20 protein-coding genes are annotated in these 17876 nt (G+C 71.0%); 9 read left to right on the plus strand and 11 right to left on the minus strand.

Annotated features, from left to right (window positions below; genetic code table 11):
- The first annotated feature begins 5 nt into the window (after positions 1-5).
- Entirely contained in the window at positions 6-1013 is a 1008-nt protein-coding gene (locus OHB21_RS25610; RefSeq protein ID WP_195125871.1) for a MerR family transcriptional regulator, read from the plus strand.
- 54 nt (positions 1014-1067) lie between these two features.
- Here OHB21_RS25610 and OHB21_RS25615 read toward each other — a convergent pair whose 3' ends face one another.
- Positions 1068-1862 carry an SDR family NAD(P)-dependent oxidoreductase gene (locus OHB21_RS25615; RefSeq protein ID WP_195125872.1) on the minus strand — a complete coding sequence of 265 codons (795 nt, stop codon included), beginning with the start codon at positions 1860-1862 and terminating at the stop codon, positions 1068-1070.
- A gap of 77 nt (positions 1863-1939) precedes the next feature.
- On the opposite strand from OHB21_RS25615, the gene OHB21_RS25620 reads away from it, so the two are divergent.
- Positions 1940-2437, plus strand: coding sequence for a chloramphenicol phosphotransferase CPT family protein (locus OHB21_RS25620; protein WP_267898912.1), 498 nt, complete (start codon positions 1940-1942; stop codon positions 2435-2437).
- A gap of 1 nt (position 2438) precedes the next feature.
- Here OHB21_RS25620 and OHB21_RS25625 read toward each other — a convergent pair whose 3' ends face one another.
- The 7 genes from OHB21_RS25625 to OHB21_RS25655 all read right to left on the minus strand — a co-directional run bounded on the left by OHB21_RS25625 (position 2439) and on the right by OHB21_RS25655 (position 7644).
- Positions 2439-2879 (minus strand): ATP-binding cassette domain-containing protein, encoded by a 441-nt coding sequence (locus OHB21_RS25625; protein ID WP_195125873.1) that lies wholly within the window; start codon positions 2877-2879, stop codon positions 2439-2441.
- 116 nt (positions 2880-2995) lie between these two features.
- A complete protein-coding gene (locus OHB21_RS25630) occupies positions 2996-4222 on the minus strand; it encodes an RNA polymerase sigma factor (RefSeq protein ID WP_067506643.1) in 1227 nt (408 codons plus the stop codon).
- A complete protein-coding gene (locus OHB21_RS25635) occupies positions 4219-4554 on the minus strand; it encodes a YciI family protein (protein WP_067506813.1) in 336 nt (111 codons plus the stop codon). The genes OHB21_RS25630 and OHB21_RS25635 overlap by 4 nt, the downstream gene beginning before the upstream one ends.
- 72 nt (positions 4555-4626) lie before the next feature.
- Positions 4627-5259 (minus strand): dihydrofolate reductase family protein, encoded by a 633-nt coding sequence (locus OHB21_RS25640; protein WP_067506640.1) that lies wholly within the window; start codon positions 5257-5259, stop codon positions 4627-4629.
- A gap of 173 nt (positions 5260-5432) precedes the next feature.
- Positions 5433-5840, minus strand: a complete 408-nt coding sequence (locus tag OHB21_RS25645) for a RidA family protein (RefSeq protein WP_067506637.1) — start codon at positions 5838-5840, stop codon at positions 5433-5435.
- A gap of 2 nt (positions 5841-5842) precedes the next feature.
- A complete protein-coding gene (locus OHB21_RS25650; RefSeq protein WP_067506634.1) occupies positions 5843-6607 on the minus strand; it encodes an IclR family transcriptional regulator in 765 nt (254 codons plus the stop codon).
- Entirely contained in the window at positions 6604-7644 is a 1041-nt protein-coding gene (locus OHB21_RS25655) for a sugar kinase (RefSeq protein WP_232331694.1), read from the minus strand. Before OHB21_RS25655 ends, OHB21_RS25650 begins: the two co-directional genes overlap by 4 nt.
- Positions 7645-8035: 391 nt before the next feature.
- On the opposite strand from OHB21_RS25655, the gene OHB21_RS25660 reads away from it, so the two are divergent.
- From OHB21_RS25660 to OHB21_RS25675, 4 genes are read left to right on the plus strand one after another with little or no spacing between them, the layout of a single operon-like run.
- Complete coding sequence (locus tag OHB21_RS25660; protein ID WP_067506807.1) at positions 8036-9328, plus strand: type III PLP-dependent enzyme domain-containing protein; 1293 nt, start codon at positions 8036-8038, stop codon at positions 9326-9328.
- Positions 9329-9341: 13 nt separating this feature from the next.
- A complete protein-coding gene (locus tag OHB21_RS25665; protein ID WP_195125875.1) occupies positions 9342-10985 on the plus strand; it encodes an N-acyl-D-amino-acid deacylase family protein in 1644 nt (547 codons plus the stop codon).
- 20 nt (positions 10986-11005) lie between these two features.
- On the plus strand, positions 11006-11626 hold the full coding sequence (locus OHB21_RS25670) for a bifunctional 4-hydroxy-2-oxoglutarate aldolase/2-dehydro-3-deoxy-phosphogluconate aldolase (protein ID WP_195125876.1): 621 nt from the start codon (positions 11006-11008) through the stop codon (positions 11624-11626).
- Between the two features lie 10 nt (positions 11627-11636).
- Positions 11637-13088, plus strand: coding sequence for a GntP family permease (locus tag OHB21_RS25675; RefSeq protein WP_195125877.1), 1452 nt, complete (start codon positions 11637-11639; stop codon positions 13086-13088).
- A gap of 193 nt (positions 13089-13281) precedes the next feature.
- On the opposite strand, the gene OHB21_RS25680 is transcribed toward OHB21_RS25675, so the two are convergent.
- Positions 13282-13419, minus strand: coding sequence for a hypothetical protein (locus tag OHB21_RS25680; RefSeq protein ID WP_157115812.1), 138 nt, complete (start codon positions 13417-13419; stop codon positions 13282-13284).
- Between the two features lie 74 nt (positions 13420-13493).
- On the opposite strand from OHB21_RS25680, the gene OHB21_RS25685 reads away from it, so the two are divergent.
- Positions 13494-13850: an FAD-dependent monooxygenase gene (locus tag OHB21_RS25685; protein ID WP_067506620.1), complete on the plus strand. Its 357-nt coding sequence runs from the start codon at positions 13494-13496 to the stop codon at positions 13848-13850.
- A gap of 53 nt (positions 13851-13903) precedes the next feature.
- Here OHB21_RS25685 and OHB21_RS25690 read toward each other — a convergent pair whose 3' ends face one another.
- The gene (locus OHB21_RS25690; RefSeq protein WP_067506616.1) at positions 13904-14869 is read right to left on the minus strand and encodes a helix-turn-helix transcriptional regulator; all 966 of its coding nucleotides are present in this window, start codon (positions 14867-14869) and stop codon (positions 13904-13906) included.
- Positions 14870-14921: 52 nt separating this feature from the next.
- On the minus strand, positions 14922-15860 hold the full coding sequence (gene bla, locus OHB21_RS25695; RefSeq protein ID WP_067506613.1) for a class A beta-lactamase: 939 nt from the start codon (positions 15858-15860) through the stop codon (positions 14922-14924).
- 158 nt (positions 15861-16018) lie between these two features.
- Here bla and OHB21_RS25700 point away from each other — a divergent pair, with 158 nt between their 5' ends.
- Both OHB21_RS25700 and OHB21_RS25705 read left to right on the plus strand, forming a co-directional pair.
- Positions 16019-16903 carry a LysR family transcriptional regulator gene (locus tag OHB21_RS25700; protein WP_195125878.1) on the plus strand — a complete coding sequence of 295 codons (885 nt, stop codon included), beginning with the start codon at positions 16019-16021 and terminating at the stop codon, positions 16901-16903.
- Positions 16900-17832, plus strand: coding sequence for a serine hydrolase (locus OHB21_RS25705; protein ID WP_324192142.1), 933 nt, complete (start codon positions 16900-16902; stop codon positions 17830-17832). Before OHB21_RS25700 ends, OHB21_RS25705 begins: the two co-directional genes overlap by 4 nt.
- The last annotated feature ends 44 nt before the right edge of the window (positions 17833-17876 follow it).

Raw genomic sequence — 17876 nt, forward strand, 5'->3', positions numbered from 1 at the left:
TTCGGATGTTGATCGGTGAGGTGTCGCGGCAGTCGGGCGTCAGCACCAGGATGCTGCGCCACTACGACCGGCTGGGGTTGGTGCAGCCCACGCTGCGCACCTCCGGCGGGTATCGCGAGTACTCCGCCGACGACATCCGCCGCCTGTTCCGCGTCGAATGCCTGCGCAGCCTCGGACTCTCCTCGAGCGAGGTCGGCCGGGCCTTGGACGAGCCGGGCGCCACACCCGGCGCCCTGGTGGGCGAACTCATCCGGCACACGCGGGCCCGCATCGCCGCGCAGGAGGAACTGCTCAGGAAACTCGAGCGCGTGGAGGCGGCCGCGCCCGCGCAGTGGGGTGACGTGATCGGCGTGGTGACGTTGCTGCGCGCGCTCGAATCCGAATCCGGGGCCCGCCGCCAGCAAGCGGTGCTCGCGCAGCACGGCGGCGCGTCGCTGCCGGTCGAATCACTGGTCGAGGCGGCGCTCGCCGAAGACGACCCGAACGTGGCCGGGGCACTGCGGTGGTCGCTGGCGCGGGCCGAGGGGGAGGGGTTGGCGGAACTGGCCGCCGGCCTGGACTCGCCGACGGTCCGGGTCCGCCGCCGCGCCGTCGCCGCCATCGCCGAACTGCGCACCCCGGAGGCTACGGCGTTGCTGCGCAAGGCTTTCGACGATGGTGCGGTGACGGTCCGCGACCGCGCGGCGTTGGCCCTGGGCGTGCGCGGCGTGGTCGACGTGGTGCCCGCTCTGCTCGAAATGGTCACCGACGGAAGATCCGACGTCGAAGCCGCCGAAACCCTCGGTGCGCTGGCCGATGGATCGATCCCCGCCGCCGACCTGGTCCGGACCATGTGGGACAAGCTTCGGAAGACCACCTACGCACCGGCCCGCTCGCGAATCACCCAGGCGCTGGCGGAGATTCCGGGGGCGGAGGCGCGGGAGGTGCTCGTCGCGTTGTCCGGGGATGGGGATCGGACGGTTGCCGCCACGGCGGAGGCGATCCTGCGGACGCGGGACAGCTCAACGAGCTGAACGAAACGTCCGTAGTGGAAGGTGTTGGGCTCCAGGTGATCGCGGTCGGTGCCCTCAGCGAATACGCCCCAACCCCTCGCTCAACTGTTCGGCATAGGCGATCGCGTCCCTCCGCTGCGTCAGCCGGGCCATGAGTCCCGGTGCCAGACCAGCGGATTTGGCCGCGATGCGGACCGGCAGGTCGGCGACATCTATTTCCGCGCGGTCCTTGTCGACGGCCGTGACCACGGCGCGTCCGACGGCGTCGGACGTCGTTCCCTTCGCCCCCGGTGACGCGCCCAGCCGCGCGTCGGCCAGCATTCCGGCGTCCACGACCGACTCGGGAAACACCACCGACGCGCTGACACCGGTGCCGCGCAGATCCTGGCGCAGCGACGCGCAGAACCCGCGCAGCCCGTACTTCGTCGCCGAGTACACGGGCAGCCGGGCGCTGGGGATCTTGCCCGCGATCGACGCGATATACACGAAATGGCCGCGCCCCCGGCCCACCATTGCCGGTAGCAATCGCAGCGTCATCAGCATCGGCACCCGCAGATTCACGTCGAGCGCCCGGTCCAATTCTTCCTGCGTGAAGTCCTCGAGTCTCCCTGTGGCGGGCAGCGCCGCGTTGGCGACCACGATATCGGCGCCGGCCGATCGGTCCAGGAGTTCGTCGACCTGTCGGCGATCGGCGAGATCGCAGATCACGACTTCGGCCCCGCCCAACTGCGCGGCCAGCGGCGCGAGCGCCCCCTCCCGCCGATCGGTGAGGACGAGTTCGGCTCCCCGGCCGTGCAGGGCGCGGGCGATCGCGCCACCGAGTCCACCGGAAGCGCCCGTCACCACCGCTTTCGCATCGTTGACCTCCATGGCGAGCTCCGCACTCATCGTAGAGCCGGGCCGCGCCCTTCTCGGTCACGCCGCGATAGGAATCCGCGCGGCTGTCGATTCCCGTCGTTCCCGACCTCGACCGGCCCTTCTTCCACATGAGCGCGGACATGATCGGGGCGATGCGTTCGCCAACTCGCACGCACGAACTCGATGACACCACCCTCGCCGCAGTCCTTCGGCGAACTCGCGCGGGATTCCATCGAGCGGTCGCCGCGATGGCCTCGGCAGGCAACGACGTCATCGTGGATCACGTGCTCAGCGAACCCTGGCGGCTTCGCGACTGCCTCACCGTCATGGCCGGCATCGACGTGGTTTTCGTCGGGGTTCACTGCTCCCTCGAAGAATTGCAACGTCGTGAACAACAGCGTGGCGATCGCCCGCTCGGTACCGCCGCCGGGCAAATCGGCCAGGTGCACGCACAGGCGATGTACGACCTCGAGGTCGACACCGGCACCGGCAGCATCGAAGCTTGCTCTGCCCGGATCAAGGCGTACGTCGAGGGCGATCCATCTCCCCGCGCATTCGACCGGCTCCGCGCGGCCGCGAGACATTGACTCACCGCCGCGAATCTCCTCGCCCCCGTTCAGGAACTTCGAAAATACATCTGCACCAACGGATCCTCGGACGCCGAGAGTTCCTCCAAGGTTCCGTCGGCGACGATTCGCCCTTGCTCATGATCACCAGGCGGTCGGCGTAGCCGATGGTGGTGAGGAGGGGGATGTCGTGGGTGAGGGTGAGGACGGCGGCACCGGAGTCGGCGTATTCGCGGAGGGATTTCCATACGCCGTAGGCGGTGCCCTGGTCCAGGGAGGCGGTCGGGCTGTCGGCGACGAGGATGGTGGGGGCGGTGAGCAGGGCGGCGGCGAGGGCGGCGCGTTGGATCTGGCCCGCGGAGTTGTGCCGCGGCAGCAGGTTCCGCGCCTCGGCGGGGTAAAAGGCTGCGGCGCAAGCTTGTTCGACGGTCCATGATCCGTGTCGGCGTTCTATGTCGCGCAATTGCGCGCCGACCGTTCGGTCCCGCGTGAACGCATCGATGCCGTCTGGGGGACGTCGCCGACGGGTGCCGTCGAGCAGGACTTCGCCGGTCGTTTCAGCGGATTCGGGCAGGCGAATTACCCCGACTCGTCGCGCCGCCGTCGCAGGTAGGCGATCTCGGCGGAATTCCCCGCCAACTCGATGGCCCGGTCGTAGGCCGCGCGCGATTCCCCGCCGCGACCCACGCGGCGCAGCAGATCCGCGCGGGTCGCGTGGTAAGCGTGATACGCGCTGAGCGGTTCCGCGAGGCGGTCGAGGGCGGCCAAACCCACCTCCGGCCCGTCTAGTTCGGAGACCGCGATGGCGCGGTTGAGGGCGATGAGGGGCGACGGGTCGAGGTGGGTGAGTTGGTCGTAGAGGGCGACGATCTGCGACCAGTCGGTGTCGCGCATCGCGCGGGCGGAGGTGTGGACGGCGTTGACGGCGGCGAGGATCTGGTAGCGGCCCGGCGCGACGCCCGAAGCCAGCCGCTCGCGCACCAGCCGATGTCCCTCCGCGATCAGTTCCGGATCCCACGCCGCGCGGTCCTGTTCGTGGATCGGCACCAGTTCGCCGTTCGCCGACACCCGGGCGGTACGGCGAGCGTCGGTGAGCAGCATCAGCGCGAGCAGCCCGGCCACCTCGCCGTCGTCGGGCAGCAGGGTGCGGACGAGGCGGGTGAGCCGGATCGCCTCGGCGGTCAGGTCGTGGCGGACCGGATCGGTCCCGGGGCCGGTCGCCAGATACCCCTCGTTGAAGACCAGATACAGCACGGCCAGCACCCCCGAGACCCGCGCGGGCAGATCCTCGGCCGACGGCACCCGATACGGGATGCGCGCGGCCGCTATCTTGTCCTTCGCGCGGGTGATCCGCCGCGCCATCGCGCTCTCCCGCACCAGGAACGCGCGGGCGATCTCGGGCACGGTCAACCCGCCGACCATGCGCAGCGTCAGCGCCACGCGTGCCTCCGGCGCGAGTGCGGGATGACAGCACGTGAAGATCAGCCGGAGCCGGTCGTCGTCGATGGCGCCGGGCGATGCGGGCGGGTCGTCGTCGGACACGATCCGGGCCTCCCGGTGTTTGTCGTCGCGCTTGTGCTCGCGCCGGATCCGATCGAGGGCCTTGCGGGTGGCGGTGGTGGTGAGCCAGGCGCCGGGATTGGGCGGCACGCCGTCGGACGGCCAGCGTTCGACGGCGGTCGCGAACGCCTCGGCCGCCGCCTCCTCGGCGATGTCGAGATCCCCGAAACGCTTGGTGAGCGCGGCCACCACCCGGGCCCACTCGGCGTGGTGCGCCCGGGTGATCGCCTCCCGCGCGTCGGTCACTCCGGGTCGCTCAGGAACGGCCGGACCTCCACCGGCCGCCGGCAGACCTTCGATCCTTCGGCGGCGAGGGCGAGCGCGGCGTCGAGATCGGGCGCCTCGAGGATCCAGAAACCCGCCATGTATTCCTTCGACTCCACGAACGGGCCGTCGGTGAACAGCGGCGTGCCGTCCCGGTTGTCCACGACGGTGGCCGTGGCGGGCGCGGCGAGACCGCCCGCGAAGACCCAGTTGCCCTGCGCCCGGAGCCGGTCGTTGTAGGCGCGGATGTCGGTCATCTCGTCGGGGGTAGCGGAGCCGGTCTTGTCGTCGATCACGGAAACCAGATATTGCATGTCCACTCCTGTGGTCGGGGCCTCCGGCAGAACACCGCCGGACGGCGACGGTCTCGAGTCTTCCAGCGCCCCTCAGGACACGCGGTTCGTTTCGTCGGTGAGGGTGGCGTACCGGGGGCGGCCGTGCGGCCGGTAGGTCTGGAGCGTGATACCGCGGGCGAAGGTCCCGGATTCGACCAGGTCGAGCGCCACGTCCGGCCCGTCGGCGGGGAACAGCCGCGTGCCCTGCCCGACGATCACGGGGTAGGTGAGCAGGGTGATCTCGTCCACGAGGTCGTTGGCCAGCAGCCAGCGGATCGTCGCACCGCCGCCGTGCACCTGGATCTCACCGTCCCGCTCGGCCTTCAGCGCGCGGACCGCCTCCGCGACGTCGCCGGAGAGGACGGTCGTGTGCGCCCACCGCGGATCGGTGAGGGTGGTCGACACGACGTACTTCGGGCGGCTGTTCAAGGGGCCCGCGATCGGGTTGTCGCCGGGATCCGGCAGCACGCCCCAGGAGTCGGCGAAGATCTCGTAGGTCCGGCGGCCGAACAGGAACGCGTCGGCGCGCTGGTAGATCGCGCCGAGGCGCGCCTCGGCGTCGCCGTCGAACAGCGGCAGCGCCCAGCCGCCGCGCGTGAACCCGCCCCTGGTGTCCTCGTCGGAGCGGCCGAGTCCCTGCATCACGCCGTCGAGGGAGATGTTCGTGACGGTGGTCAGTTTCATGATCGTGCGTCCTCACCGGGCCGTGGGCCCTTCGGTGGCGGCCCTGCGTGGGCGGCCTCTCACCGACTCCACGAACGGGACCGCCCCGATCGGACACCGGCGGACGAACTTTCTCGAGATTTTTTCCGAGTCGAGCCCTGCGCGCCGCAGCCGCGACCCTGTCGCGGCTGGCGTCAGTCCCCGAGGACGGCGAGGGCGTCGATCTCGACCAGCATCTCCTCGCGCGGCAACCCGGTGAACACCGTGGTGCGGCTGGGCAGCACGCCGCCGGGCGAGTGCGCCGTGACGAACTCCCCGTACGCCTCGTTCATGGTGGCGAAATCGTCGCGGGTGGTGAGGTAGACGCGCAGCATCACCACGTCGTCGAACGTCGCGCCGCCCGCCTCGACGATCGCCTTCACGTTCTCCAGCGTGCGGCGGGTCTGGGCCGCCACATCGCCGGGGTACAGGTACTCGTTGGTGGCGGGGTCGACCGGGCCCTGACCCGACACCTGCAGAATCGGGCCCTTGCGCACGCCTTGGGAGAACGTGTGGGCGGGCGCGGGCGCGCCGGTGGTGCGGATCGCGGTCTTCTCGCTCATCGTCAACCTTTCGTTGCGGATCGGCCGGGGTGCCAGCCGAGCTCGGCGGAAACGGCCTCGGCCGCCGCGCGCACGCGCGGCAGTTCGGCCAGCACCTGCTCGTGGTCGAGCAGTAGATCGGGGACCGACATCGACAGCGCGGCCACCACGGCTCCGGTGCCGTCGCGCACCGGCACGCCCACGCAGTTCACGAAGCTCTCATGCTCCTCGTGATCCTCCGCATACCCTTGCGCCGCAACCTTTTCCAACTCCTCGAGGTAGCGCTCCGGAGTGGTGATGGTGCGGTCGGTGAACGGGTGGTAGTCGAGGCGTTCGGCGACGGCACGCCATTCGGCGCGCGGCAGCCCGCTCACCAGTACCTTGCCGACGGCCGTGCAGTGCAGCGGCGCGGGCCGCCCCACCCGCGAGTACATGCGCACGCTCTGGGTGGCGTCGATCTTGTCGATGTAGAGGGCCTCGCCGGATTCGTAGACCGCCAGGTGCACGGTCTGCCCGGTGGCGGCGTTGAGAGCGCTCAGGTGCGGGCGCGCCAGGGTGCGCACGTCCCGCTGCTCGAGCGCGTGGTTGGCCAGTTCGAACAGCCGCGAACCCAGCACGTACCGGTGGTGGCTGTCGTGGGTGACGAAGCGCTGCGCCTCCATCGTCTGCAACAGCCGCAGCACCGTCGACTTGTGCACGCCGAGATGGGCCGCCAGCTGGTCCAAGGAGTGCGAATCCTCGCCCAGCAGAACGAGAATCGTGAGGGCGCGCGACAAACTCTGACTCATGACGGTCCATTCTCGGCCATGACCACCGACGGGTATTCCGTTCGGGCCCAATCGGACTCGTCCAGTTCCGCCGCGAGGGCGAGCACCGGGGGCGGCGGCAGCTCCGCGATATCGCCCGTGCCGGTGAGCGCGGCCGCCGCGCACAGGTGCCCGAAACGCAGGCGCCGCACCAGCGGAGCGCCGTGCAGCAGCGCCGCGAGATAGCCGCCGGCGAAGGCGTCGCCCGCGCCGATGCGCTCGGTCACGGTGAGGCGCAGCGCGGGAACCTCGACGCGTTCGCCGCCGTCGAAGCCGGTGACGGAGTTGCCGTCGTTCTTCACGATCAACTGCCGGGGCTCCGGGAACAGGGCGCGCAATGCGTCGGGGTCGCCGACGCCGAACACCTCCTGCGCCTCGTCGGCCCCGAGGAACACCACATCGCCGCCGCGGACCAGCCGCGCGAGCACGTCGGCCGCCGGACGCGAACTCCACAGGGCGGGACGGTAATTCAGATCGAAGCTGATCAAGCGGTCCGCTCGCGACAACCGAGTCAGCGCCTCGGTGAGCGCGGTGGCCGACTCCGACAGGGCAGCCGTGATTCCCGTGTAGTGCACGAGCGCGGCGCTGTCCAGCAAGCCCCGTGCGCCGGGAGTCTCGAGGTCGGCGGCGGAGAGGGCGCTGGCGGCGGAACCGTTGCGGTAGTACAGCATTCGGCTCGTGCCCGCCGCCAGGTCGGTGGGGGAGCCGGACCCGGCGCCGCGTTCCTTGACGTAGAGCCCGGTGGGGCGCGACGGGTCGACGACCACGGCCGACACGTCCACGCCGCGCGCGCCGAGCTGCGCGGTGAGGTAGCGGCCGAACCCGTCGTCGCCGACCCGCGACAGCCACGCCGCGTCCACGCCCAGCCGGGCGAGCACCGCGGCGACGTTCGCCTCCGCGCCGCCCGCCGTCCGGTCGAAGACGGGCGAGTCCTCGAGGGGGCCGGGACGCGCGACGAGCACGGCCAGCCCCTCGCCGACGGTGACGGCGCGCGGACGGTTCGTCGTGGGACGCGTCACAGCGAACTCCCTTCGGCTCTTGCGGCACAGCTCACGTCTGTGCACAATAACCAGACCGAACACAATACGCAACATGCGTTGCAAAATGTGCAATGCATGACTGATGTGAAGAGAGCACTAGCCGATAGGGGTCGCGATGAGGCGGCTCCGCACCGGAAGGAATGCCGTGCCCACAGACGAGAAGCCCACGCGTGAGGCGACCGCGAGCGAAGGCGGCGGCCCGGTGCACGTCGACGGCATCGAACACCCGCACGATGTCGACGCACCACGGGGTGGGGTCACCTCGCACCGCGGCGTGGTGTCGCCGGATCGGCGCACCGGCGACAGCGCGGGGCAGGCGGGGAACGGCACCGGCGGTGCTGCGGCGCGTGTGCCGGATCGTCCGGTTCGGATCGGCCGCGCCGCCGTCGAGGACTTCGCCCACCGCACCCTGGGCCCTGAGCACAAGAGTCTGCCGCCCGCGGCGTGGGGCGCCACGGTGCGCGAATTCCTCGCGACCAACCCCTGCCTCGACGACTTCCAGACCCCACTGCTCACGCTCGACCGCGCCACCCTGGACGCCAACCTCGCGGTGATGGGGGAGTGGGCGCGCCGGGCCGGGGTGCGACTCGCCCCGCACGGCAAGACGACGATGGCTCCCCAACTGTGGGCGGAGCAGGTCGCGGCGGGCTGCTGGGGCATCACTCTCGCGACGCCGTGGCAGGTGCAGGCGGCGCGGGCGTTCGGCGTCTCGCGGATCGTGCTCGCCAACTCGCTGGTGGACCCGGTGGCGCTGCGCTGGCTCGCCGGCGAACTGGCCCGCGATCCGGAGTTCGAATTCTGCTGCTGGGTGGACGATCTCGCGAGTGTCGCGCTGATGGACGCCGCGCTCGCCGATACGCCGGGTGGTGTGCGCGTGCGCGTGCTCGTGGAACTCGGTGGCGCGCACGGGCGTACGGGGGTTCGTCGTGTCGAAGACGCTCGGGCGCTGGCCGAGGCTGTGCGGAGCTCCCGGAGGTTGATCCTGGGGGGTGTCGCCGGATACGAAGGCGCGCTGGCGCACGATCGCGGCGCGGACGGTGTCGCGGCGGTGCGCGGTTACCTGGACGAAATGGCGCGCCTGCACCGCGATCTCACCGACCTCTACGAGGACTTCGCCGTGGTGACGGCGGGCGGCAGCGCGTTCCAGGATCTCGTGGTCGAACGCCTGGCCCCGCTCGCGGACGAGACCGGAAGCGCCGGTGCGCCGACGGCGGTGGTGCTGCGCAGCGGCGCGTATGTCGTGCACGACGACGGCTTCTACGCGGGCATCTCGCCCTTGGCCGCCGGCCGCGCCGACCGTCCGCTCCGTTCGGCCATGCACGGCTGGGCGCGCGTGATCTCCCGTCCGGAACCCGAACTCGCCCTGCTCGACGCGGGCAAGCGCGACTTCCCGTTCGACGAGGGACTGCCCGTGCCGCAATACGCGGGCGGACAACGATTCTCGGACGTGAACCCGGCCGCCCAGGTGACCGCGCTCAATGATCAGCACACTTTCCTGCGCCTGCCCGGCGCGGCGGCGGGCGACCTGCAGATCGGCACCGTGGTGCGTCTCGGCCTCTCCCACCCCTGCACCGCCTTCGACAAATGGCGGCTCATCCCCGTGATCGACAGCGCCGACGCCGCCGACCCGCGCGTGGTCGACCTCGTGCACACCTTCTTCTGACGGACGTGATCCCATGACCGACTTGCTGTTTCGCGATATCGACGTCCTCGATGGCACCGGCGCGCCCCGCGTGCGCGCGGACGTCCTGGTCTCGGACGGGCGCATCGCCCAGCTGACCGGGCCCGGCGCACTGCGCACGGAGGTGCCCGCCGTGGCCGTCGCACCCGGCAGTGTGCTCGCCCCGGGTTTCATCGATATGCACGCGCACTCCGATCTGCACCTGCTCACCGAACCCGGCCACTTTCCCAAGGTCAGCCAGGGTGTCACCACCGAGGTGATCGGCCAGGACGGACTGTCCTACGCGCCGATCGACGAACCCACGCTCGCCGTGCTGCGCCGCCAGATCGCGGGGTGGAACGGCAATCCCACCGACCTCGACTTCGCCTGGCGGACCGTCGCGGAATACCTCGACCGGCTGGACCAGGGGATCACGCCCAACGCCGCGTATCTGGTCCCGCAGGGCACCCTGCGGCTGATGGTGGTGGGCAGCGAGAAGCGGGACGCGACGCGCGCCGAAATCGACCGGATGCGTGAGCTTTTGGCGCAGGGCCTGCGTGAGGGCGCGGTGGGCATGTCGAGCGGGCTCACCTACACACCCGGAATGTACGCCGACACTGCGGAATTGGCCGCGCTGTGCGAGGTGGTCGCCGACTTCGACGGGTTCTACGCCCCGCACACCAGGTCCTACGGCGCGGGCGCGCTGGAAGCGTACGCCGAGATGATCGAGCTGTCCCGCCGCACCGGCTGCGCGCTGCACCTCACCCACGCCACGATGAACTTCGGCGTGAATCGCGGGCGCGCGGGCGAATTCCTCGCGCTGGTCGACGCGGCCCGCGCCGACGGGTGCGACATCACCCTCGACACCTACCCGTACCTGCCCGGCTCCACGACGCTGTCGGCGCTGCTGCCGAGCTGGGCGATGTCGGGCGGCCCGGACGCGGCGCTGGCCCGCCTGGACGATCCGGCCGAACGCGCCCGCATCGCCCACGACGTGGATGTGGCAGGCTCGGACGGCTGCCACGGCGTGACCGTCGAATGGGAGACCATCCAGATCAGCGGCGTCGGCGATCCCGACCTGGCCGACCGCGTGGGCAGCACGGTCGCCGATCTGGCCGCGGCGGCGGGTGTCGCGCCGGTGGAGGTGTTCTTCGACCTGCTGCGCCGCGACCAGCTCGCCACCACCATCCTCCAGCACGTCGGGCACGAGGAGAACGTGCGCGCGATCATGGCGCACCCCGGGCACATGGGCGGCAGCGACGCGCTCCTCGTGGGCGCGCGTCCGCACCCGCGGGCGTGGGGTACGTTCCCGCGCTACCTCGGCCGGTACGCGCGCGACCTCGGCGTGCTCGAGCCGGCCGAGTGCGTGCACCATCTCACCGGCCGCCCCGCCCAGCGGCTCCGGCTGCGCGACCGCGGACTCGTGCGCGCGGGGTACGCCGCCGACCTGGTGGTGTTCGACCCCGAAACCGTCCTCGACACCGCCACGTTCGAGAACCCGAAACAGCAGGCGCGCGGCATCCAGCACGTGATCGTCAACGGGGAGTTCGCGATTCGCGACGGCGCTCCCACCGGGCGGCTCGCGGGACGGGCGTTGCGACGCGCAGACACCGGGACCGCACCGGTTTCCGGTGTCGGTCGCCTCGAGGTGCGGCCATGACCCCGACAGAAAGAGAACCGATGACCACCCCCTTGGACGTCCTCCGCGCCGACCGCGTCCTCACCGTCGTGCGCGCACCGGAGATCCCGGACGCCGCCACGCTGGTGAAGACCTTGGCCGACAGCGGAATCCGCACGGTCGAACTCACCTTCACCACGCCCGGCGTGCTCGAGCATCTGCGGGTCGCCGCCACCGTCGAGGGCGCGGTGGTCGGCGTCGGCACCGTCACCACCGGCGAACAGGCCCGCGCCGCCATAGATCACGGCGCGCGCTTCCTGGTGACGCCGGGTGTGCGCGCCGATGTCGCCGAAGTCGCTGCCCGCCAAGATATCCCGGTGATCATGGGGGCGTTCACCCCGACCGAGGTGATGGCCGTGCGCGATCTGGGCGCGGTGGCGGTGAAGATCTTCCCCGCCAAGGCACTCGGCCCCGGCTATCTGAAGGACCTGCACGGTCCGTTCCCCGATGCCGAACTCATCCCGTCCGGCGGTGTGCACGCGGGCAACGCCGCCGAATTCCTCGCCCACGGTGCCGTCGCGGTCACCGCGGGCACCGATGTCGTCGCCCCCGCCGACGTCGCCGCCGGGCGGTGGTCCGAGATCGCCGCCCGCGCCGCGACATTCCTTCGATCCGTGAACTGAGAGGTCCCCCATGGGCGCCACCGTCGACTGGCTGCGCACCACCACCCCCGGGCTGCTGGTGCTCTGCGGACTCGCGATCGCCGTGCTGCTGATCGCCATCATCAAGGTGAAGCTGGAGCCGTTCGTCGCGCTGCTGCTCACCGGACTCGCCCTCGCCCTGGCCGCGGGACTGCCCGTCGAGGAGATCGTCGGCACCCCGCTCAAAGCGGGAGAATCCCTGCTGGAGACCGGGTTCGGCGGCATACTCGGGCATATCGCGGTGATCATCGGCCTCGGCACGGTGCTCGGCGCGATCCTGGAACGTTCGGGTGGGGCCGACGTGCTCACCGGGAAACTGCTGGGCGCGTTCGGGGAGAAGGGCGCGCCCATCGCCATGGGCGTGCTGGGGCTGATCTTCGGCATCCCGGTGTTCTTCGATATCGGCATCTTCGTGCTCGCACCGCTGATCTACGTCGCGGCCAAGCGCGGCGGCCGGTCCCTCGTGCTCTACGCCATGCCGATGCTGGCCGGCCTGTCCATGACGCACGCGTTCCTGCCGCCGCACCCCGGGCCCGTCGCACTCGGCGGCCTGCTCGGCGTGAGCCTCGGCTGGCTGATCGTCATGGGATTCGTCTGCGGCATACCGGGTTTCATCGCTGCGGGCCTGGTGTGGGGCACCTACATCGGCAAGCGCGTGCACGTGGAGGTGCCCGACGAATTCCTGGTGCGCCCCAAGGTAGGCGCGGGCACCGGTGATGGACCGGGCACGTTGCAGGAGGGCGGCGAGACCGAGGCGGAGCCCCTCGCTCCGCCCTCGACGTGGACGATCGCGGCGATCATCGCGATTCCGCTCGTGCTGATCCTCGGCGCGACCTTCGGCAGCCAGATCCTGGACGAGGGCACGAGTGCGCTGGCCGTGCTCACCTTCCTCGGCACACCGGCCGTGGCGCTGCTCATCGCCGTGCTTGTCGCGTTCTACGTGCTCGGCGTGCGGCGCGGGGCGACCGTGCAGGAACTCGGCGCGATCACCGCCGAATCGCTGCGACCGGTCGGCATGGTGCTGCTCGTCGTCGGCGCGGGCGCCTTCTTCGGAAAGGTCATCTCCGCCACCGGAATCGGCGCGGCGCTGGCCGACACCATGTCGGCGGCCGGACTGCCGGTGATCGTGCTGGCCTACCTGATCAGCTGCGGTCTGCGCATCGCGCAGGGTTCGGCCACCGTCGCCATCGTCACCACCGGTGGCATCGTCGCCCCGCTCGTCGCGGGCAACGGCTATTCGCAGATGGCGATCGCGCTCATCGCGATGGCGATCGCGGCGGGCTCCATCATCCTCAGTCACGTCAACGACGGCGGGTTCTGGATCATCGCCAAGTACTTCAACATGACCGTGAAGCAGACCCTGCAAACCTGGACCGTGCTCGAAACCGTGCTCTCCGTGGTGAGTTTCGCGGTCGCGGCGGCGTTGTTCGCGATCGTGGTCTGAGCGTCCGCGGCCACACACCGCGGCGGCGGGATCGGCTCGCGGCGGACCGTTCCCGCTCCCGGCGGCGAAAGGGGTGGGTGCGGAGCCCTCCGGAGCAGCTCCGCAACCCCCTCCCTCGTCGCAGTATGTCCCGCGAGGTTTCACCGTGGGGCGCTCGGTCGTAGCCGAGTGCCCCACGGGCCTGTCCACGACATCACGTCGGCGCGGGCGGGTGCCCGAGCAGGGCGCGGACCATCCTTCGCAGAGCCGGTTCCGGATCGAAATCCTCGGCGGGACTGATCAATTGGTGCAGGATCAGTCCGTCGAGGTGGTCGACGAGGATCTTCGGCAAGGTGGGATCGGGGTCCAGCTCGCGCAGGAGTTCGGCGGCAGGCGGGCCTGCTGGCCGCCGCCGATCCCGCCGCGGTGCTGCGCCACGACATCGAGGAACTGCCGCCGTTGCAGACCTTCGTGGCGGACCGGATCGCGCTGCTCGGCGACGCCGCGCACGCGATGACGCCGACCCTCGGCCAGGGCGCGTGCCAGGCGATCGAGGACGCCGTGGTGCTGGCGCGGGTGGCCGAGGCTGGTCGCGATCTCGCCGAGTACGACCGGGTGCGCAGGCCGCGCACGCGCATGATCACCAACCGTTCCGCGCGACTGGGCACGGTCCTGCAATTCCGCGCGCGCCCGCTCGCTGCCGCCCGTGACGCGTTGCTCCGCTCGAGCCCGTCCTCCGTGCAGCTGAAATCCCTCGCGACAGTTCTCGACTGGGCGCCGTGAGCCCGCGCGCCTGATCCGGCCTCGCCGTTCCTGGCGGGACGCGACCGCGAACCTCACGCGGTCCGCCCCCGCACCGCGGCCGTGCACCGCTCGCCGATGGCCCGGATCGCCGTGGTGAACTCCGGCGGACCACTCTCCACGGTGAAATCCAGATCGAGCGAGGTCACCATCCAGCTCAGCGCCTCGGGGGTGTCCGCTCCGACGTGCAGCCGGCAGGTGCGGTCGTCGACGGCTTCGACCACGCCCATCCCCGGCCACAACCGCGTCCGCGCCTCCTCGATCGGCGCGTGCACCAGCACCGCCGCCCGGAACGGCCACGCGCGCGAGGACAACTGCATGGACAGGTACGCCGCGGGGTCGCCGCCGGGCAGCTCGCGCGGGGTGAAGCGGGGGCCGGTCGGAATGCGCGGGGTGAGGCGGTCCACGCGGAACGTGCGCCAGTCGGCGCGCTCCACATCCCAGGCGATCAGGTACCAGTACCGGCTGAAATGCACCAGGCTGTGCGGCTCCACCTTGCGGATCGTGGATGAGCCGTGATGCGAGCGGTAATCGAAGCGCAAACCTTCGCGCCGCTGGCAGGCGTCGGCCACGGCCATCAGCGTGTCCGGCTCCACGGTCGCGGCGGGCGCGCTCACCCGCACGGTGGCCGCGCGCAACGTGCGCACCCGGTGGCGCAGGCGGGGCGGCAGCACCTGTTCGAGTTTGGTGAGCGCGCGCAGCGCCGGTTCTTCGATGCCCGCGACCGTGCCGTCGGAGGCGTTGCGCAAACCCACCGCGACCGCCACCGCCTCCTCGTCGTCGAGGAGCAGGGGCGGCAGCGACGCGCCCGCGCCCAGCCGGTAGCCGGCCGTGCCCTGCGTGGCGTGCACGGGATAGCCGAGTTCGCGCAGGCGATCCACATCGCGCCGCACCGTGCGGGTGGTGACCGCGAGCCGATCGGCCAGCTCGCTCCCGGTCCAGTCCCGATGGGTCTGGAGCAGTGCGAGCAGTTTGAGCAGCCGCGCCGAGGTTTCCAGCATGGTGTCGAGAATGCCACGCACTTAGGAATGAGACTGTCCTAATCGCGCCGTGTCACCCCAGGGCGTGGACGGCGGCGCGGGTCGCCTCGGCGAGGAGTGCGCTGTCGGCCTCCGCATCCTGTTCGGATTTCGTGGACAGGACCGCGATGACGATCGGCGCGCGGCCGGGCGGCCACGCGACCGCTACATCGAGTGCCGAACCGTAGGCGGGCGTGCCCGTCTTGTCGCCGACCTTCCAGTCGTCGGGCACCCCCGCGCGGATGCGGGTGTCGCCGGTGGTGTTCGCGACCAGCCACGCGGTCAGCTGGGCGCGTTCGGGTTCGGCGAGCGCGTCGTCCACCACGAGGGCGCGGTAACCGGCGACGAGGGCGGCCGGTGTGGTGGTGTCGCGCTCGTCGCCGGGGATGGCGGTGTTCAGCTCGGTCTCCCAGCGGTCCAGGCGCGAGGTGTCGTCGCCGAGGGCGCGCAACGACGCGGTGAAGCCCTCGGGGCCGCCGAGCAGTTTCAGCAACTGGTTGCCCGCCGTGTTGTCGGAGACGGTGATGGCGGCGTGACACAGCTCCGCGACCGTCATCCCCGTGTCGACTCGTGTCTCGGTCACCGGTGAGTATTCGACGAGTTCGTCGGCGGAGAAACGGACCACCTGGTCGAAGTAGCCCGTCGCGAGCGGATGCCGAACCAACAATGTGCCGCAGGCGAGTCCCTTGAAGGTGGAGGCCATGGGGAATCGCTCGTCGGCGCGGTGGGCGACCGAGCGTCCCGAGCCGGTGTCCACGGCGAAAACGCCCAGCCGGGCGTCGTGTCGCGCTTCCAGGTCGGCGAACTCGGGTGCCGCGACCGCCGAGGTGGTCGCGGCGGTGGTGCCCGAGGTCGCGGTGACGCCGGAGTCGGAACCGCAGGCCGCGGTCCATGCCAGTGCCGACACCAGCAGAGCGGCGGCGAATGCCCGCCTTCGGTCGGCGGGAACGTGGTGGCGCACAGAGATCTTCATGACCGGAACAACATCACCGCCGCGGCGTCTCCGGCCAATAGCGGGCACCGGCATTCGCGAGTCGGCCTCGATATCGTCGCAGGTAGGAGTGCTTGTTCGGCCGCGGAGACAGGGTGCTCGCAGGCGGTGCGACCGCGGCGGTGCGCCCGGCTGGTTCAATGACCGCCATGGACCTGATCCGCCACCTCCGCTTCTTCGTCGCCGTCGCGGACGAGGGGCATTTCGGGCGGGCGGCGACAGCGCTCGATATGACCCAGCCGCCGCTGTCGCAGGGTCTGCGGCGGCTGGAACGATTCCTCGGCGTCGAACTCGTGCATCGCACGCCCCACGGCGCGGTCCTCACCTCGGCGGGTAGGCAACTGCTGCCGCGCTCACGGCTGCTGGTCGACGACGCCGGACAGCTGCTCGCGGAATCACAGCGCATCGCCCAGGCGCGCGGTGATGTGCACTGGGGTGCGGCGGGCCCGGTGCCGGATCCGCTGGTCACGGCGTGCGTCACCGCGCTGCGCAGCTCGGCGGGCGCGGGCGCCACGGTGTCCACGACGGTGGGATCGACCGTCGACCTGCTCGGCAGTCTGCGTGCGGGCCTGTGCGATGTGGCGGTGATCGAGCATCCGGCGCTCGTGGACGGCGTCGAGGCCGGGCCGGTGGTCAAGATTCCGCGTCGGCTGGTCGTGCCGTCGGATCATCGCAGCGCCACCGCCGAACGCCCCACCTTCCGCATGCTCGCGGATCTGACGTTCGCTCATCCGCCGCGCGCCGCCAACCCACCCGCCTACGACACCGTGCTCGACCTGCTACGCGAGCGTGGTCTCGATGTGCGGGTCCACACGGCGCGCGACGATCGCGCGGTTCTGGCCGCGGTCGCCGCCGGGACCAGCTTCGGTCTCACCGCCGTGACACCGTCGCCGACGCCGGGGGTGGCATGGCTGAAGATGGCCCCGCAGGCCCTCGCTTTGCGGGTGCGCGTGGCCGGTCGGCCGGAGGCCCGGTCGCATATGGCCGCACTGGATCGGGTGCTGTACCGGGAGCGGTTGCGGTGAGCCTGTCGCGCGCCTCGGCGGGCGGTGCGGCCGGAAGCGAGACCGTCGATCGGATTCGCGCCGTGTTCGCCGACGCGGGCTGCACGGGCTGGTTGCACGCCCGCCGCTGCGGGACGGCGGCGGACATCTCGGTCGGCGGCCTGGACCGGGTGGTCACCGCGTCGGTGTACAAACTGGTGCTGCTCCTCGCGTTCTGCCGGCGGGTCGATGCCGGGCTGATCGATCCGCGGGCCCGGCTGACCGTGCATCCCGCCGACTGCACGCCGGGGCCGACCGGAATCGCCGCCCTGCACGACTCGGTGACCGTGAGTCGCCGCGATCTGGCGACCTCCATGATGACGGTCTCCGACAACGCGGCGGCCGACATCCTGCTCGGCGAGATCGGCCTGGGCGCCATCGAGGAACTGCTGACCGAACTCGGGCTCACCGAGACCCGGATCGTGGGCGGCACCGCCGATGTCCACCGGAGTCTGGTGCGCGACACCGACACCCACACCACCGCCGAGGCCTTCGCGGCGTTGGCCGACAACGACGAGGCGTGGTCGGTGTCGGCGTACGACCCCTCCTACACCAGCGCGACCACCCCGGAGGAGATGACCCGCCTGCTGGATCTCGTCTGGGGCGGCGGCGTGCTCTCCGCCGAGCAGACCGATTTCGTGCGTTCGGTGATGCGCAAACAGGTGTGGCCGCATCGCATCGCCGCGGCGTTCCCGCATCGAGGTGTGCTCGTGGCGGGAAAGACCGGCACCATCGGCGTGATCCGCAACGAGGTGGCGGTGGTGGAATTCCCGGGCGAGTATCCGGTGGCGGTCGCGGTGTTCACCCGCGCCGCCCGCGCCGACCCGCAACTGTCCGCCGTCGACGCCGCCATCGCCGAGTCCGCGCGCATCGCCGTCACCGAACTACGTTGTCCCCGCGCTCGGGACTGACGTTCTCGGGCGGGCGGTGGCAGACAGGCCCGCGGGTTGCTCGA

Origin of the sequence: Nocardia puris (assembly GCF_036051655.1) — a bacterium.
Taxonomy (GTDB): Bacteria; Actinomycetota; Actinomycetes; order Mycobacteriales; family Mycobacteriaceae; genus Nocardia; species Nocardia puris.

What these genes read in the sequence shown, in the direction of transcription:
- OHB21_RS25610 (WP_195125871.1), top strand. Translation starts at nt 6, where the DNA reads ATGTTGATCGGTGAGGTGTCGCGGCAGTCGGGCGTCAGCACCAGGATG.
- OHB21_RS25615 (WP_195125872.1), bottom strand. Translation starts at nt 1,862, where the DNA reads ATGGAGGTCAACGATGCGAAAGCGGTGGTGACGGGCGCTTCCGGTGGA.
- OHB21_RS25635 (WP_067506813.1), bottom strand. Translation starts at nt 4,554, where the DNA reads ATGCAATATCTGGTTTCCGTGATCGACGACAAGACCGGCTCCGCTACC.
- OHB21_RS25640 (WP_067506640.1), bottom strand. Translation starts at nt 5,259, where the DNA reads ATGAAACTGACCACCGTCACGAACATCTCCCTCGACGGCGTGATGCAG.
- OHB21_RS25645 (WP_067506637.1), bottom strand. Translation starts at nt 5,840, where the DNA reads ATGAGCGAGAAGACCGCGATCCGCACCACCGGCGCGCCCGCGCCCGCC.
- OHB21_RS25650 (WP_067506634.1), bottom strand. Translation starts at nt 6,607, where the DNA reads ATGAGTCAGAGTTTGTCGCGCGCCCTCACGATTCTCGTTCTGCTGGGC.
- OHB21_RS25665 (WP_195125875.1), top strand. Translation starts at nt 9,342, where the DNA reads ATGACCGACTTGCTGTTTCGCGATATCGACGTCCTCGATGGCACCGGC.
- OHB21_RS25670 (WP_195125876.1), top strand. Translation starts at nt 11,006, where the DNA reads ATGACCACCCCCTTGGACGTCCTCCGCGCCGACCGCGTCCTCACCGTC.
- OHB21_RS25675 (WP_195125877.1), top strand. Translation starts at nt 11,637, where the DNA reads ATGGGCGCCACCGTCGACTGGCTGCGCACCACCACCCCCGGGCTGCTG.
- OHB21_RS25690 (WP_067506616.1), bottom strand. Translation starts at nt 14,869, where the DNA reads ATGCTGGAAACCTCGGCGCGGCTGCTCAAACTGCTCGCACTGCTCCAG.
- bla (WP_067506613.1), bottom strand. Translation starts at nt 15,860, where the DNA reads ATGAAGATCTCTGTGCGCCACCACGTTCCCGCCGACCGAAGGCGGGCA.
- OHB21_RS25700 (WP_195125878.1), top strand. Translation starts at nt 16,019, where the DNA reads ATGACCGCCATGGACCTGATCCGCCACCTCCGCTTCTTCGTCGCCGTC.